The 17,446-nt window shown below is 31.7% G+C and carries 14 protein-coding genes; 12 read left to right on the top strand and 2 right to left on the bottom strand.

The genetic code is table 11. The annotated features are described in order from the left end of the window. The first annotated feature begins 3 nt into the window (after positions 1-3). From ACY3JO_RS00745 to ACY3JO_RS00730, 4 genes are all read left to right on the top strand, one after another. Entirely contained in the window at positions 4-885 is an 882-nt protein-coding gene (locus ACY3JO_RS00745; protein ID WP_463084911.1) for an undecaprenyl-diphosphate phosphatase, read from the top strand. Positions 886-974: 89 nt separating this feature from the next. Continuing rightward, positions 975-1,565 (top strand): TetR/AcrR family transcriptional regulator, encoded by a 591-nt coding sequence (locus ACY3JO_RS00740; protein WP_463084910.1) that lies wholly within the window; start codon positions 975-977, stop codon positions 1,563-1,565. After that, the gene (locus ACY3JO_RS00735) at positions 1,562-3,616 is read left to right on the top strand and encodes an efflux RND transporter permease subunit (protein WP_463084909.1); all 2,055 of its coding nucleotides are present in this window, start codon (positions 1,562-1,564) and stop codon (positions 3,614-3,616) included. The genes ACY3JO_RS00740 and ACY3JO_RS00735 overlap by 4 nt, the downstream gene beginning before the upstream one ends. After that, positions 3,613-4,959, top strand: a complete 1,347-nt coding sequence (locus ACY3JO_RS00730; RefSeq protein ID WP_463084908.1) for a hypothetical protein — start codon at positions 3,613-3,615, stop codon at positions 4,957-4,959. The genes ACY3JO_RS00735 and ACY3JO_RS00730 overlap by 4 nt, the downstream gene beginning before the upstream one ends. Here the strand turns inward: ACY3JO_RS00730 and ACY3JO_RS00725 are convergent. Both ACY3JO_RS00725 and ACY3JO_RS00720 read right to left on the bottom strand, forming a co-directional pair. Further along, positions 4,932-5,417 carry a COG2426 family protein gene (locus ACY3JO_RS00725; RefSeq protein WP_463084907.1) on the bottom strand — a complete coding sequence of 162 codons (486 nt, stop codon included), beginning with the start codon at positions 5,415-5,417 and terminating at the stop codon, positions 4,932-4,934. The genes ACY3JO_RS00730 and ACY3JO_RS00725 overlap by 28 nt on opposite strands. Further along, positions 5,414-6,526, bottom strand: a complete 1,113-nt coding sequence (locus ACY3JO_RS00720) for a C45 family autoproteolytic acyltransferase/hydolase (RefSeq protein WP_463084906.1) — start codon at positions 6,524-6,526, stop codon at positions 5,414-5,416. Before ACY3JO_RS00720 ends, ACY3JO_RS00725 begins: the two co-directional genes overlap by 4 nt. 213 nt (positions 6,527-6,739) lie before the next feature. Between ACY3JO_RS00720 and ACY3JO_RS00715 the strand changes: the two genes are divergently transcribed. From ACY3JO_RS00715 to ACY3JO_RS00680, 8 genes are all read left to right on the top strand, one after another. Beyond that, entirely contained in the window at positions 6,740-8,545 is a 1,806-nt protein-coding gene (locus tag ACY3JO_RS00715) for a DUF2207 family protein (RefSeq protein WP_463084905.1), read from the top strand. 27 nt (positions 8,546-8,572) lie between these two features. Then, positions 8,573-10,936, top strand: a complete 2,364-nt coding sequence (locus ACY3JO_RS00710) for a phosphoketolase family protein (protein WP_463084904.1) — start codon at positions 8,573-8,575, stop codon at positions 10,934-10,936. 15 nt (positions 10,937-10,951) lie between these two features. Beyond that, entirely contained in the window at positions 10,952-11,557 is a 606-nt protein-coding gene (locus ACY3JO_RS00705) for a hypothetical protein (RefSeq protein WP_463084903.1), read from the top strand. A 45-nt stretch (positions 11,558-11,602) separates the two neighbouring features. After that, positions 11,603-12,238: a TetR/AcrR family transcriptional regulator gene (locus ACY3JO_RS00700; protein WP_463084902.1), complete on the top strand. Its 636-nt coding sequence runs from the start codon at positions 11,603-11,605 to the stop codon at positions 12,236-12,238. A gap of 78 nt (positions 12,239-12,316) precedes the next feature. Further along, positions 12,317-13,015 carry an ABC transporter ATP-binding protein gene (locus tag ACY3JO_RS00695; protein ID WP_463084901.1) on the top strand — a complete coding sequence of 233 codons (699 nt, stop codon included), beginning with the start codon at positions 12,317-12,319 and terminating at the stop codon, positions 13,013-13,015. Continuing rightward, on the top strand, positions 13,015-15,237 hold the full coding sequence (locus ACY3JO_RS00690) for an ABC transporter permease (protein ID WP_463084900.1): 2,223 nt from the start codon (positions 13,015-13,017) through the stop codon (positions 15,235-15,237). Before ACY3JO_RS00695 ends, ACY3JO_RS00690 begins: the two co-directional genes overlap by 1 nt. Positions 15,238-15,315: 78 nt before the next feature. Next, the gene (locus ACY3JO_RS00685; RefSeq protein ID WP_463084899.1) at positions 15,316-15,756 is read left to right on the top strand and encodes a hypothetical protein; all 441 of its coding nucleotides are present in this window, start codon (positions 15,316-15,318) and stop codon (positions 15,754-15,756) included. A gap of 18 nt (positions 15,757-15,774) precedes the next feature. Further along, positions 15,775-17,436 (top strand): glycoside hydrolase family 44 protein, encoded by a 1,662-nt coding sequence (locus ACY3JO_RS00680; protein ID WP_463084898.1) that lies wholly within the window; start codon positions 15,775-15,777, stop codon positions 17,434-17,436. Positions 17,437-17,446: the final 10 nt, after the last annotated feature.

Below are 17,446 nucleotides of genomic sequence, written 5' to 3'. Positions count from 1 at the left end.
TTTATGGAATTTTGGGTAATAATTTTAGGTATTGTGCAAGGAATTACAGAATTTTTACCCATAAGTAGTACCGCCCATTTAATTTTAATTCCCTGTTTATTTAAGGTACCCGATTTTGGACTAACTTTTAATGTGGGATTACATCTTGGTACTTTTCTTGCGGTATTTTTATATTTTATAAAAGATTGGATAGAGTTTTTAATTGCCATATTTAAAGGTGGGGAAAAAAGGAAAATTCTTGGACTTATAATTCTTACCACTATTCCAGCTGGTATTTTTGGGGTTTTATTAGATCCTTTTGTGGAGAAAATTTCAGAGCCTCAAACTTATCCTTTTGCAATATGGATTATTTTGGCGGGAGTGGTAGCCTTTGGTATTATCTTTCTCCTATTGGAAAGATATAAAAGTAAGACATTGGAACTTAAAGATTTAGATATAAAAAAGGCTATAATTATTGGAATTTGGCAAGTATTTGCCCTCTTTCCTGGAGTTTCAAGGTCTGGTTCATCCATATCAGGTGGAATGTATGTAGGATTAAGAAGAGATGAAGCTACAAAATTTTCTTTTTATATGTCCCTTCCTTTAATAGGTGGGGCGGTATTCTTTAAGTTTATAAACCTTTTTAAGGGCAACCAAACTGGAGAGTTTACATATATCTTATACGGAGCATTAGTATCTTTTTTTGTAGGAATCTTCAGTATTCATATTCTTTTAAATTATGTAAAGAAATCATCTTTAAGGGTTTTTTCATATTATAGATTTATTCTTACCTTTTCTCTGCTATTAGCCTTTTTTAGTTTACAGATACTTTCTATTTTAGTTTTTACAGCTGGTGTAATATACATATTTTGGAATTTTCATAGACCTAAAAAAGAGGCCATTTAATATTTTTTATGTCCATATTTTATTGACATAAAGAATTTATCTTTTTTATAATAAACAGAACGACGTTCGTTCAATAATAGGGAATAAATATGAGAATAAGTAAAGATCCTGAAATAAGAAAGAAAGAACTTATTGAAACTGCCCTTCGTCTTTTTCTTAAAAAGGGCTATGAAAAAACATCTATAAGGGATGTATTGAGAGAAGTTAAGGGTTCTCCTGGTATGTTTTATTATTACTTTTCTTCAAAAGAAGAGATTTTTGAGGAAGCAATAAAGTATTATGTGGATAATTACATAAAGGGACTTATAGAAATATTTAAAGATGAAAAAATCTCTTTAGGAGATAAATACGATAAGATTGTAAGCTCAGTGATAAAGGCTTTTGAAGATTTAAGATCCTTTTCTAAGATCTATTATAGTCCTCAATATTTTCCGTTAAGAGTTAAGATATCATTTGAAATATTGGATAAATTAGTAGAGCCATTTTCTCAACTTATTGAGAAAATAAAAAAAGATCCTCAGCTTGATTCCAAAAGATGTGCAGTATTTATACTTTATGGAGTTTACGGTCTTTTGCATGAAAATTTTGAAATTGAAAGTAGTTATGTTAAAGGAATTATGGATTTCATACTTCTGGTTACTAAAAGAATTTTGGGAATTTATGAGGAGGGAGAGTTATGAAAAGGATTTATCTTTTTTGTTTTAGACATTCCAAGATTATAACCATTTTATCGTTGTTATTATTTATTTTGTCCTTTTATCTTAGTTTAAATATTAAGGTAAACTATGACATTTATTCTCTACTTCCTAAGGATATTCCTTCAGTTAATGCTTTAAATAAACTGCGTCATACTTTTAAATTGGGCGAAGAAGCATTTATATTGCATCATTTTAATGATCCTTATGAGGTGGATTCCTTAAAGAAAAAAATATCTCAAATAAAAGGAGTCTCTAATGTTTCATGGATTTCAGATTTTCAAGATATTTTTTTGCCTGATTATTTTTGGGATCAAGATATAAAAGATAAGTTTATAAAAGATGGATATACATTTTTGAAAGTTGAGTTTATAGAATCCTCCCAAAGTCCTTTAACAAAATCAGCAATAAAAGAGATAAATCTGATTCTTCCAAAAGGAAGCTATTTTACAGGTAATGCGGTTATTGCTAAAGATTTAAGCGATTTAACCCAAAGAGAAACCATTCGTTATCTTATTATTGGTAGTATATTGGTCATAATATTCTTATTTTTTCTTGTACCCTCAATGTATGTACCCCTTCTTATCTACTATACTATCTTTCTTTCTATTCTTATAAATACTGCCATCTCTACTCTTTTAGGGCAAGAGATAAGTTTTATATCTAGGATGATTGTGGGAATTTTACAACTTGGTGTTACCATGGATTATGCCATATTTTTGTACCATAGGTATGAGGAAGAATCAAAAACAAAAAGTAAGGAAGAAGCAGGATGGGAGGCGGTTAGAACTACAGCCACAAGTATTGTGGCAAGTTCAGCTACCACAATGGCTGGTTTTCTTGCTATGACTTATATGAGATTTGGGCTCGGTAAAGATCTTGGATTTATTTTGACGAGAGGTGTATTGGTATCTTTTATTTCTTCTCTTACTATTCTTCCTGTACTCCTATATGAATTTCATCATAAATGGTCAAGTTCTAAGAGGTGGGTCTTAAGGATACCTGGAGAAAAGTTATTCAATTTTGTAATAAGATGGAGGCCTGTAATATTTGTTATATTTCTTATTAGTGCCTTTTCTCTTTTTGTTATTCCTAAGTTTCCTATAGATTATAAGCTTTTAAGAGGACTTCCAGAAAATATACCTTCCATGATAGGACAAAGAAAGTTAGAAAACATATTTGAAAAAAAGTCTACCATTTTTGTTATAGGTAAAGAATCACCAGATAATTGGCAAGAAATTATAAAAGTATTAAAGAAAGAAACTTACGTGACAGGTATCATGGGGTACTATGAAATGGTAGATCCATTACTGCCAGATTATATGGTGCCAGAAAGTGTAAAGAAAAGTTTCTTTAAGGACGGAGTTTCTTATCTATCCTTAGATGCAAATTTTTCCTATGGTTCCCCAGAATCTTATGATTTTATAGAAAGAATGAGAGAAAAAATAGAAAAAAGATATAATGTTACTTTTACAGGAATTCCTGTTTTAAATTATGACCTTAAAAATGTAACCACTAATGACTTAAATAATGTGAATATTATATCTATAATAGCTATTTTTATGGTTGTAGCTCTTTCTTTTCTTTCCTTACCTATTCCAATCCTTCTTGTTCTTGTTATAGAGATGGCTATAACGATTAATCTTCTTATAGATTACCTTACATATGGTTTTATCTTCTTCTCTTCTAATCTATTTATAGGAGCCATACAACTTGGAGCAACTATAGATTATGCTGTGCTTTTAACCTCTAGATATTTGGAAGCAAAGAGAAAAGGGTTTAATAGAATTGCCTCTGCCCATTTTGCCTTTGAAGGTATAAATAGTATCATAATTAGTGCAGGAACCATGTTTTTTATCTCCTTTCCTTTAGGTATTTTTTCTGATATTTTTATGGCAAAGAATTTAGCTATGCTTGTAAGTAGAGGAGCTATTATTAGTGTATTATTTGTAACCTTATTAGTGGTCCCTATCCTTGTAACTTTGGATTCTTTTCTTGATAAATTAGGTTTTATAAGGAAGGAGGAGAAAAGATGAAAAGGGGAATTATCACATTAATATTGATAGGTATAATTTTTAGTATTTCTTTGGGACATTCTTTAGAAATTAAAAATGATGAAACCATTTTTGTCCTTCTTGGAGCTGATGGTAAAGCTAAAAGGGTAGATCTTGTAAATTGGATTAGTATAGAAGGAAAGGGAAATTTTAATATCATAAAAGATGGAAAATATATTAAAAATGTAAAATTGCACACTAATGATCTAAAAATGAAGGTAGAAAAGGGTAACATAGTGATTTATGGAGAATCTTCTGACAATAAGAATATATATTTAACAGGAGAAGTTAATAAAAAGGTTCCTTTAGATTTTAAGATTACTTATAAATATAATGGAAAATTAGTACAACCGAGGGATTTTTTAGGAAAATCAGGAGATTTGGATATAGAGATTTATGTGAAACCTAATGAAGATATTCCTTTAAGAGTGGTAATGTCTGCTGAGTTTTCTGCTGATGATTTTTTGCTTAGGAATCCCAATGATTTTATGATAATGGTATTGGGGAAAACAGTTAGGCTTACAGGTTTTACATATCCTATTCCTGATGCAAAATTAAGGCTTTCTTTAAGAGGCAAAAAATTGAAGGTACCTGCTATTACCTTCACTGCACTTCCATCCCTTCCTCCTGTTGATTTATCAATGAAAGAGCAACTTAAATCTCTTAATGAGGGAATTGAAGGCTTTCTTTTACTTAACAAAGCTCATCAAAAAATTCTTAAAGGAATCCTTGAAGTTATAGAGAAAAATACTCCAATTATTCCACAAGAATACCTTACTCTGCCTTTTACCCTTATGGCTAATCAAAATAAAGCCTATTTAATATCAAAAAATTTAAAAGAGTATCCTAAAAGCTTTGATAATTTATATGGATTTATAAAAGGGAAAGCAGAAAGTAGCAATGATGAAGATTGGAAAAGGGCATTGATGATGGCAGAAGAGTTAAAGAAAGAGATAGAGACTAATAGTTTCTCAGATGATATAAAAAACATTGGAGATTTTATTGGAGATCTTGCTTTTCAAAGTAAAAAGGTTATGGACATAATTGGGACTTCTTTGCAAGGTATTCAAAATATAGAGAACATGTTAAGTTTAATGCTTTATGGGGGAGAAATTGAGGGGAAAAAGCTTTTAGGACTTGTTGAAGTAGAGAAAAATTTGAAAACTATGAAGAAGAAAATTGGAGATAACCTTTCTCTTTTGGAAAAAGGAGAAGAAAAAATAAATTCTTGGAAGAAGAGATTGGAAAACTATGTATTTGCGGGCCAGATTCCAAATGCAAAATCAGTAGTTAGGTTCTATTTTAGACTTAATGAAATAAAATGATCTAAAAAAATCATATTACTAAATAGGGTAAGCATTGATACAATGCAACTTGCAAATATAACACCTAAGGTTATGGCAAAAAAGGCTTCTTTAAAATTTAGGCCTAAGACTCTGGCTAATATGGCACCAGTAAAAGCTCCTGTTCCAGGAAGAGGAATTCCTATAAAAATTACCAATGAAAAAACAAGGCCAGATGGATATATTTTTAGCTTTCTCAATTTACTTTTTAAAAATCTTTCATAATAACCTTTTAAGGGCTCTCTACTAAGGAGAGCCCTGCTTATAAAATCAATAGTAAAATATATTGCTATACCCATTAATGTATTTCCTAAAAAGCTTATTAAAAAGGTTTCCCAAGGAGAAAGCCCATTATATATTCCATATGGTATGGAAACTCTGCATTCTCCAATGGGTGTTATTGAGAGAAGAAAAACTTTTATTATTAATTTTAGGTTCATATATTAAGTTCCTCCCATGTTCCATAAGTTACTGGAGATTTAATGTTTTGGGCTATAAATAATTTTCTTTCTCTCGGTAAATAAATAATACTTTGTAATGTTAATCTTGTACTTACACTTTTAAGAATTTCTTTGGCGTATTCCACATCTATATTATTAACTTTTTCTATTTTTTCCCTTATTATTTTCTCTCTTTCCCTTGTATCTATCTGGTGAACATAAGAGCCATCTTTAAGGGGGATAGGCATTTTTTCAACGAGTTTTTGTGCTTGTTCTGATATCATTTCAGGATGCTGATAGTGATTTGTAGCTATTAAAAATCCATTATCCCCTAAATTCCTTATGCCTTTCATCTTTGGACTTATTTCAAGAATAACTGCATTATTTTTATCTGAGACAAGTACATTTAATCCTTGAAAAGTATATGGAGCATTTATTAAAGCATCATCTAAGTTATTAGAATATTGAATTATTTTGCGGGTTAGGAGAAATTCTGGGGCTCTCATCTCTTTTCTTTTACTTTGGGATACATTTATTGAAACGAATAAATTGTCTGATATACCAGTATAAGACCCAACAAGGGCAGGCCAAGAAATAGCTATAAAGGGATTTCCTTTTTCTGGGTAATATTTAAAAATAGTAGTGCATAATGGAAGTTCATCTATGAATACCCCATAATCGAGATTTCTTCCTATAATTAAATTTCCATCTTTATTTCTAAAAACAAAGGATGAACAGCTTTTTCTCATGCTTTTACCAATATAGTAAGTAGATATTTCATCGGTTAGATTGAAAAGAAGAATTTTTTCATAGGGTACATGGCTGGCATCAGAAATTCCCTTCATTTCTTCAAAAAATTCCTTGGATTCAGGATAACAATTAAGTATCTTTTTCTCAAAATCTTTTGCAGTTTTAAGCATTAATCTATAAAATAATTTTCCTTTTATCTTTCCTTGAAAAAGACATATTAAATCCTCGAAGTTGTCATTAAAATATTGAATCTCGTCTTTAAGAGCTATACCATGTTGATAGCCTATTTCATAAGAGTTACCTTTTAGTTCTATTATCCTTATATTTCCTTTTTGTGGAAAAAACTTTGATTTACTCACGTTTTAATTATAATTTATATAATATGTAATTTTCAAGAAAAGGATTTAAAAGGAAAATTAAGAAGATGGAGTTACACTTACTAATTTGTTGGTAAAGGGATTAGAAATGATGCAGGATATTCCTCTTTCTTGAAGGGAATATTTAATGAAAGGAAGATAGATTTTATGTGTTTAATGTTATAATTATCCTAAAGTTTAATATTAGGAGGGAATATGAATAAATTTTTAAGGTTCTTTTTTATCTTTCTCCTGTTTTTTACTATAGCTTATGGAAAAGAATATAGGATAGAGGAAGCAAGAGTATATTACAATATTTTGCCAAGTGGAGAGATAGATGTTAAAAATCAATTAACCTATGAGTTTTCAGGGTCTTTCTCAAGAGCATGGCTTACAATTCCAAAAGGGAAATATGGTTTAAAAGATGTATCCGTAGGTGAGATAGTTGGGGGATCTCTAAAGAATTATACCTATCATCCTGAAACATCAGAGAGGATTTCAGGTACTTTTGATATAGTTGAGAATAGCAAAGAATATAAGATTAGCTGGTTTTATAGGGCAAATTATACTAAAAAAACTTTTGTAGTTAGTTATAAATTGATTAATGCATTAAAAGTCTATAATGATGTGGCTGAGTTTTATTGGAAAGTATGGGGAGAGGACTGGGATTTAAGGCTTCCAGCTTTGTGGGTAGAGGTTAATTTATCTTCTGAGATTAAATCAAAAAATGATGTAAAATATTGGCTCCATCCCAAGATAGAGGGAGAAATAGGAATTAGAAAAGACTACAAAGGTATAATTGCATATGCCGGAAATATACCACCCCATCAATGGGTAGAGGTAAGAGTAGTATTTCCAGTTAGTTATTTGATAAATTTGGATCCTTTTAAAGTAGAATTGATAGCTAAAAATGGTAAAGATTTAATTCTTAAAGAAGAGGAAAGGTGGCAAAAGGAAGAGGAAAGAAAACAGCTTATACAATCTATTTTAACGATTGTCTTTGGTGTATTGTCAGTAATACTTTTAATTCTTGGTTTTATTTTACCTCTTCGTATATACTTTAAGTATGGAAGAGAACCAAAAGTACAATATGAAAGGGATTATGAACAAGAACCACCCTCCGATGTTCCTCCAGCATGGGTGGATGCTCTTTTAAATCAGGCATCTAATCTTTCACCTAATTCTATTGTGGCTTCAACTCTTGAACTGGCAAGAAGAGGATATCTCAAATTCCAAGAGGAGATTAAAGAGGGATTTTTAGGTATAAAGCATAGAGATTACAAGATTATAATAATGGATAAAGAAGTAGAGAAAGATCTTTCTGGAGAATTAAAACTTCTTTTAAATAAATTTAAGGAGTTTGGTAAAGAATTTTACATATCTGATTTAAAGAAAAAAAATCTAATTAGTTTCAAAAATGATTTTGATAAGAAAGTGGAAAAAGTAGTCTTTCAAGAGAAGAAATGGATAATTGATGAGGGAAAAACAAAATTGTTATATTTAATGGTTTTGTGGGTTGTATTAGAGGTTTTTTTTGGGATATTGGCCTTTATACTACGCTCTTGGAGTGTACTTCTATTAATGTTTGTAGCAGGAATAAACATTGTTATTTCTCTTATTTTTATGCATTCAGCTCAAAGATACTCTCCTGAAGGGAAATTACTCGCTTTAAGGTGGAAAGCTTTTAAGAGATATCTCCAGGATTTTTCTCTTATCTCTGAAAGACCGCCATCTTCTTTAGTTCTTTGGGAGAAGTATTTGGTTTATGGTACTGTGTTAGGAGTTGCTAAGCAGGTATTGAAGGCAATGCAAATGTTAAATGTACCTATAGATCAAATAACATGGTATGCTCCCGCTTATGCAGGAAGTATAATGAGTTTATCAGATTCTATTCAAAGCTTCAGTTCATCCCTTGAAGCCTTTAGTAATGCTTTTTCAAGTAGTGTGGCTTCCTCTACATCTTCCTCCTCTTCTGGGGGTGGAGGCGGAGGGGGAGGTGGAGGTGGTGGCGGTGCAGATTAAAAATTTAAGAAAGGAGTTGATAATATTATGATTGAAAAGTTAAATGAGTATTGGAGAGCTTGCTGTTATATTTCAGCTGGAATGATTTATCTTCGGGATAATCCTCTTTTAAAAGAAGCATTAAAACCTGAACATATAAAGGAGAGGATACTTGGACATTGGGGGGCAAGTCCTGGGCTTTCCTTTGTATATGTTCACGGTAATAGGGTAATAAAAAAATATGATCTTAATTGTATATTTATTGCAGGTCCTGGGCATGGAGCACCAGGTGTTATAGCACCAGCATATTTAGAGGGAACTATAAGTGAACTTTATTCTCAGTTTAGTCAAGATGAGGAGGGAATGAAAAATCTTTTTAAAGCCTTTTCATTTCCGGGAGGTCTTGGTAGCCATTGTACTCCAGAACTTCCTGGCTCTATTCAAGAGGGTGGAGAGCTTGGTTATAGCTTATCTCATGCTTATGGCGCTGTTTTTGATCATAAAGATCTTATTGCCATTACTGTAGTAGGTGATGGTGAGGCAGAAACCGGACCTCTCGCCACCAGTTGGCATTCAAATAAATTTTTAAATCCTGTTAAGGATGGAGCAGTGCTCCCAGTATTACTTCTTAATGGATATAAGATAAATAATCCTACTATTTTGGCGAGAATAGATAATGAAGAGCTTTTAAATCTTTTTAAAGGATATGGATATGAACCATATCTTGTGGAAGGAGAAGATTCTATTGAAGTACATGATAAGATGGCAAAGACTATGGATTCTTGTATAGAAAAAATCTTGAATATATGGGATACAGCCAGATCTCAGAATAAGCCATTTAGACCTTACTGGCCTATGATTATTTTAAAGACTCCAAAGGGTTGGACAGCTCCAAGAAAGGTTGGAAATCACTATATTGAGGGATATTGGAGAGCTCATCAAGTTCCTTTTTCTGATGCAAAGGAAAATCCTGAAAGTTTGAAGGTTTTGGAGGCTTGGCTGAGGAGTTATGAACCTGAAAAATTATTTACTCCTGATGGTAAGCTTAGGGAAGATTTAAGGGAGATAGCCCCATCTGGAGAGAGAAGAATGAGTGCTAACCCATATGCTAATGGTGGATTATTGAGAAAAGAATTAAAACTTCCCAATCTTAAGGATTATGCAGAGGAGCTGAATAAACCCTTTGAGGATAAGGCAGAAAATACACGTCCTTTGGGTGTGTTTTTAAAGGAAGTTATAAGATTGAATCCAGATAATTTTAGAGTCTTTGGACCTGACGAAACAAAATCTAATAGATTAGATGCAGTATTTGAATATGGAAAGGTTTTTATGGGGAAGATTCTTCCTGAAGACGAGGATGAAGGATATCTTACACCCTCTGGAAGAACTATGGAGATGCTTTCAGAACATACCTTGGAGGGATGGCTTGAAGGGTATCTTCTTACTGGAAGACACGGATTTTTAAATACATATGAGGGATTTGCCCCCATAATCTCCTCCATGGTAAATCAATTTGGAAAATGGCTTGATATCTCTTCCGATGTACCTTGGAGAGCTCCTATATCTTCATTGAATCTATTATTAACCTCTGTAGTTTGGAGGCAAGATCATAATGGTTTTACTCACCAAGATCCTGGTTTCATAACATCTATTGTGGACAAGTGGCCCAATGTGGTAAGAGTATACTTCCCCCCAGATGCCAACACATTACTTTGTACTGTATGGCATTGTTTCCAAACCACTAATAGAATAAATATTATAGTCATAGATAAACAGAAACATCCTCAATATCTTTCTATGGATGATGCCTTTAAACATGCTATGAAAGGTATTGGAATATGGGATTTTGCAAGTAATCATCCAGAAGAAGATCCTCATGTGGTGGTTGCAAGTTGTGGGGATATCCCAACTAAAGAGGCTATCTATGCGGTTAAACTTTTGAAGGAATTTTTCCCTTATCTAAGGATAAGATTTGTAAATGTGGTAAATCTTTTTACTCTTACACCTAATACAGAGCATCCAGATGGATTAACAGATAAAGAGTTTGATTCTTACTTTACAAAAGATAAACCTATAATATTTAACTTCCATGGTTATCCATGGCTTATACATAGGTTAACCTATAGGAGAAATAATCATAGAAATATTCATGTGAGAGGATATAGGGAAAACAGAAAAATAGGAATAGATGCTGGATATCTTGCACCTTTCTTAAAAGGAAGAGGAGGTATAACCACACCCCTTCAACTTGCTATATTGAACCAGATAGATCGTTATAGCATAGCCATGGATGTTATTGAAAGGGTAGAAGATTTGCAGAATAAAGGAGGTTATTACAAAGATTTATTGAAGAATATGCAGATAGAAGCCCTTGAATATGCATACAATCATGGGGTTGACAAGGAAGAATAGAGGAGTTGGAATAAAATGAAAAGTTTAAAAATAATTTTACTATCTATATTTATACTTACTTTGATCTCTGTTTTCTCCTTTTCTCAGAATGAGGCTGATACAAGTATAGTTATATCTCAAGAAACTCTAAATAAATTTTTGTCTGCAATTGGAGAGATAAAAAGAACTGAGAGCTTTAATGTTTCTGGGATTAAAAGGGAGTATACCTGGATTGTTAAAAATCCAAGAATAATTTTAGATGACAACAAGGCAAGATTTGAGGCTGATGTTTCCGTATCTATAAAGTTTCCTTCTGTGAGTTATACTACGCCTGCCTATGGTGTTGTTTCGGTAAAGTATTTAGCAAATGAAAATAAGATTCATATTAAAGTAGAAAGAGTAGCTTTTGTGGTAGCTTTTAGTATTCTTGGGAAGGAGGTTAGAGTAGGAGAGGTTGATATATCTAAGATCTATCAAATTGCCTTCTCTTTCCCAGGCCCAAAACCTTTTGAATCAATGGTTTTAGTGAGTATGCCTGATGGCAGTATTAAAATGATTAAGATAGAGACTATACCGGTATTAATGATTGAAAAGGGAAAAATTGTAGTAGGATCACAGATAAATTATCTTCCTGTAAAGTAAAAATTTGATATTTTAGGCAGTTTTAAAAAATAGGGAGAAAAGGTAGTGCCAAGGAAGATTTTTTTTAATTTGCCTGAAGAAAAAAGAAAGAAAATAACAGACACACTTATAAAATATTTTGCCACAAGGCCTTATAGTAAGGTAGACATTGAAGATGTGGCAAGAGAATGTAAAGTGGCAAAGGGAAGTATGTATCAATATTTTGAGAATAAAAAAGATATGTATTTTTATGTTATAGAAGAATCGACAAGAAGGTTGTTAGAAGTTGTAAACATCTATGATTTTGAAAAGATTAGTCTTTTTGAATATGTGGAAAGATCTTTTGATGATGCTTGGAAATTTCTTAAAGAACATCCTTATGAATACATGCTTCTTGAAAAAACTGCTTTTTATGATGACTCACCGTACAAGGAAGAGATACAAGAATTTTTAAAAACTAAAACTAAATCTTTTCTTTACGAATTGATTGTAAAAAATCAAAAGGTAGGATTGATTAGAGGGGATATTTCTCCTGAATTAATTTTAATTTTTATTGAGTCTTCATCATGGGGGTTAAAAAGATTTTTTATTGAGAGGGCTAAATCGAGGGGATTAAATGTATATGATCTTCCAAAGGACTATGTTAAAAAAATAGAAAATGATTACCTTAAACTTTTAAAAGAGGGGATAGAGAAAAGATAAAAGTATCTTGACAATTTATGACTGAAGAGTCACAATTGTACTTAAAGAATTTAATTTGATTTTTGGGGAGGGTTTTTAATGTTTATTCAAGTAGAAAAAGTTTCTAAGGTCTACCAAGTTGGAAGGTTTAAAGTAAATGCTCTTAAGGACATTAGTATGTCATTAGAGAGAGGTAAATTTTATGTGATACTTGGTCCTTCAGGATCTGGAAAAACTACTTTTTTGAACATAATTGGGGGGATAGATAAGCCTGATGAAGGGAAAATTATTGTAGATGATGAAGATATAACAAAATATGATGATAAGACATTAACAAATTATAGAAGAAGAAAACTGGGCTTTGTTTTTCAATTTTATAATCTTGTAAATTCCCTTACTGTTTATGAAAATGTACTCTCTGCTAAGTATCTTTCTGAAGATGGATTAGATCCTAAGGAAGTTTTAGAGATAGTGGAAATGTGGGAACATAGAGATAAATATCCTTTTGAAATATCAGGAGGAGAACAACAAAGGGTTGCTATAGCAAGGGCTGTAGTAAAAAATCCGGAAATTATATTGTGTGATGAGCCTACAGGAGCCCTTGATTTTGAAAATGCAAAGAAAGTTTTGAAGCTTTTAGAAGATATTAACAAAAAGTATGGAACTACCATCATTATAGCCACGCATAATACCGCTATAGCTCAGATGTCTCACAAAATTATTAAATTAAGAAGCGGAGAGCTTACTGAATTTATTGATAATCCATCTCCTCTATCTGCTAAGGAGGTGGTTTGGTAATGCTTAATAAAATACCATTAAGGATAATATGGAGAGATAAGTCCCATTTTGTAGGGATAATTCTTTTAGTTTTTCTTGCCTCTTTTGTCTACAACATTTTTAGCATAACTATGACAAATGTAGACATCAATTACAAAAATTTTGTTGAGAGATATAAACAGGAAAATTTTCATTTTATTACTTTATTCCCTATTGATATAGAAGGTATTGAGAAAAAATATAATGTGGAGATAGAAGAGAAGTTTACATTTGATTACAATTATGAGGATAAAACTATTAGATTCTTCAATATTACTGAGAAGGTAAATAATCCATTAATATTGGAAGGTAAAATGCCAAGTTTAGGAGAGGTAGCTATTGATCCCAATTTTTCTCAAAATAACAATTTGAAGATTGGGGATACTGTAAATATAAATGGAATACCTTTTAAGATTTCTGGATATGTGGCTCTCCCTGATTATATCTATATTACGAAAAATGAAACTGATATTTTACCAGATCCGTCTCATTTTGGTGTTGGAATAATGAATATGGAAGATATGAAAAAATTTATTTCCAGCGTAGCTTATAGATATTACATGGTAAGAGGTAAAATCAATGATATAGATTCTTTCAAGGCAGATATAAATTCAAAATATAATTTACTCTCTTTTCAGGAAAAGGATGAAAATTGGAGAATTATTGTTACTGAGAAAAAGGTAGAAAGTGGAAAACCTATTTCCTATGTTATGGCTCTTACTATTCTTTTAATATCTTCTTTTTTGCTTTTTATTGTTTTGAGAAGATTAATTACTTCTATGCATAAGGAGATAGGTACTCTTTATGCTCTTGGATATAGTAAAGGTGAAATTACTAAGTTATATATGTTATTCCCTTTTTTTATATGGCTTTTTGGGGCTTTACCAGGCGGAATATTAGGGTATATTTACTCAGATAATTTTGTTAAATTTTATGTATCCTTTATTAGTGTACCAATTATAGAAAAGATCTTTCCTCTAAAAGATCTTTTTGTGGGCATATTTCTTCCTGTTATTTTTATGGGGCTTTCTGGGTATTTAGCTATAAGAGATCTTTTAAAGAAAAGGGTAGTTGAGATAATAAAAGGAGAGACAGAAAAAGCATTTAGAGTAAGATTTCGTATGAGTTTTGGCTTTTTGGATAAATTATCTTTTAAACTAAGAATAATGATAAAGCATACTCTATTACATCCCTCAAGGGAGATGGTAGTTATTTTTGGGGTTGCCTTTTCGACCCTTATATTAATGTATGGTATCACTGCAGGATCATCTCTCTCGGATCTTGTTTATGATACTTTCCAAAATACCTTCAAGTATAACTATATGTATATTTTTAATTTCTATCAGAAAGATCATAGATATCCTAATTCTGAAAAATTCAATATGCTATCCTTTTATAAGGAAGGGACAAAAACAAGGATTACAATTTACGGAATAGAGAAGAAATCCCAACTAATTGTGTTAAAAGATAACAAGAGAAATAGGGTAGATTTAGAAGGATTTGTTATTTCACAAGCCCTTGCTGATAAGCTAAATTTAAAAGAAGGTGATGTGATAAATGTAATAAATACAATTGATGGGAAAAGATATTCTCTTAAAATTTCAAAAATAGTAGATCTTTTTGTAGGAAATACTGGTTATATGAATCTTGAAGAATTTAATAAAATCTTTGGATTAGAAGATGGAGCTTTTATTGGGCTATATTCCATCGATAAATTAAATATCCCTAAGGAAGAATTAATTGTATTCATGAGCAAATCAGATTTGATAAAAGCCTTTGAGGATTCTACTGAAAGTGTGAACCAGATATTGCAGATGATGTACATTGTGTCTTTCTTTATGGCCTTTATTATCATCTTTATACTTTCTTCCCTTATTATTACTGAAAATAGGAAGGCATTAAGTATATTTAAGATACTTGGTTTTAGAGATGGAGAATTAAGTACCATGTTTTTAGGATTTAATAATATTTCTTTTCTTATTGGATTTTTAATAGGCATTCCTTTATATAGTTCGTTCATTAAGTATATAATTAATGTGGCTTTGAGAGACCTTGACTTCTCATTGAAGATGTATGCAGGATTTAAGGATATGGGGCTAACTTTTATTATTCTTTTTGGCGCTTTTATACTATCTAAATATTTAAGTAGAAGAAGAATAGGAAAGATTTCACCAGCAATTGTAATAAAGGAACAGACAGAATAATATTTAAAGAACCTCATTTCTGTATGATATAATAAATGGCATTAAATATATATCTCATATAATTTGGGAGGTGTTATAGTGAGAAGGTTAATCTTATTTGTTTTAACACTAATTTTCTTGTTTTCAATGACTTATGCAGGAAATTTTGGGGTAGGTATAATTGCTGGTGAGCCAACAGGAATCTCTTTGAGACTTTGGCAAAATAAGGTAAATGCTTTTGATTTTGGTATTGCTTGGAGTATAGATGCCAATATATTACATATCTCAGCCGATTATGTAACCCATAATTATGGAATATTTAAACCCACATCAGGTACTATGCCTTTTTATTATGGTATAGGATTAAGAATACTTGCAAAGGATAATACAAATTTAGGGGTGAGAGTTCCCTTAGGAATAGTTTTTATACCAAAAGGAACAACCTTAGATTTCTTTTTTGAGATAGTACCTACCCTTAATCTTGTACCAGCAACAAATTTAGATGTGGATGGAGCAATAGGATTTAGGTATTACTTTTAAAAAAGGAGGACATAGGATATGGAGTATTTAAAAGTAATCCTTATTATCCTTCTACTTCTTTTTATTACAGGTTGTGCAAAAAAACCATCTTCTAACGATGGTATAATTTTGCCAACGGGAAGTTTTGAATGTAACATAACTATAGATTCCAGTCAGGAGATAGGTGAAATAAGTCCGTACATATATGGGGCAAACCAGGATATAGAAGGGGTTAAGCATACTGCAAGAAGAATAGGTGGAAATAGGCTCACAGGATATAATTGGGAAACTAACATGTCTAATGCTGGATCTGACTGGTATCATAGTAGTGATTATTACTTACCATGGCATATGGGGATTCCTCAAAGTGACTATAATAAGCCTGCCATAGTACTTACTAAGTTTCATGATAAGTCCGTAGATATGGGAGCAATAAGTCTTATTACTCTTCAGATGGCAGGATATGTAGCAAAAGATGCTAATGGTTCTGTATCAGAAGAGGAGACAGCACCATCTTCAAGGTGGGCTGAAGTGATATTTAGAAAAGGCTCGAATCTTTCTTTAAATCCTGATACTAATGATAATTCTGTTTATATGGATGAGCTTCTAAATTTTCTTATAACAAAATATGGAAATTCAGATTCCCAAACAGGTATAAAAGGATATCTTTTGGACAATGAACCAGATCTTTGGAATACCACTCATCCAAGGATTCATCCCCAAAAAGTAACATGTAATGAGCTTATTACAAAATCAATTGAGCTTGCAAAGGTAGTAAAAGAAATGGATCCAAAGGCTTTGGTTTTTGGTTATGAATCTTATGGCTTTATGGGATTTTATAGTTTACAAGATGCGCCAGACTGGAACGATGTGAAAGGCAATCATAAATGGTTTATAAGCTATTATCTGCAGAAAATGAGAGAGGCTTCTGAGCAATACGGAAAGAGACTTCTTGATGTCTTGTCTATTCATTGGTATCCAGAGGCAAGATCTTCTTCGGGAGTTAGAATATGTTTTGATGGTGAAAATGCAACTGATGCAGATATATCTATAGCAAGGATGCAAGCTCCAAGAACTCTCTGGGATCCCACTTATAAAACTTCTGTGAAAGGGCAGATAACTTCTGGTGAGAATAGCTGGATTAATCAATGGTTTCCTGAGTTTCTTCCTCTCATTCCAAGGATAAAGGAGGATATAAACACTTATTATCCAGAAACAAAGCTTGCTATTACAGAATTTGATTATGGTGGAAAAGATCATATTTCGGGTGGAATTGCTCTTGTGGATGTACTTGGTATTTTTGGTAAATATGGTGTTTATCTTGCTACAAGATGGGCAGATAGTGGTACCTACGCTGCTTCTGCTTATAACATCTATCTAAACTATGATGGAAAGGGATCAAAATATGGGGATATATGTGTAAAAGCAGATACTTCGGATGTGGAAAAAATGCCAGTATATGCTTCTATTTGTAAAGACAATAAAAACAAATTGCATATTATTTTAATAAATAGAACTTTGGATAAAGAAGGAATTGCTAAGATAAAGATTCAGGGAAATAATCCATATACATCTTGTACTATTTATGGATTTGATTATAGATCTCCTGAAATTAAGAAAATAGGTACTATTGAAAATATTGAAAATAACTATTTTGAATTAAAGATACCTCAATTAACTGTTTATCATCTTGTGTTTTAAAAATTTTAGG

It is taken from the genome of Dictyoglomus sp. LHC4 (assembly GCF_055181355.1).
The sequence above is the reverse complement of the archived record's forward strand: the minus strand, read 5'-3'. Positions and strand labels throughout refer to the sequence as shown.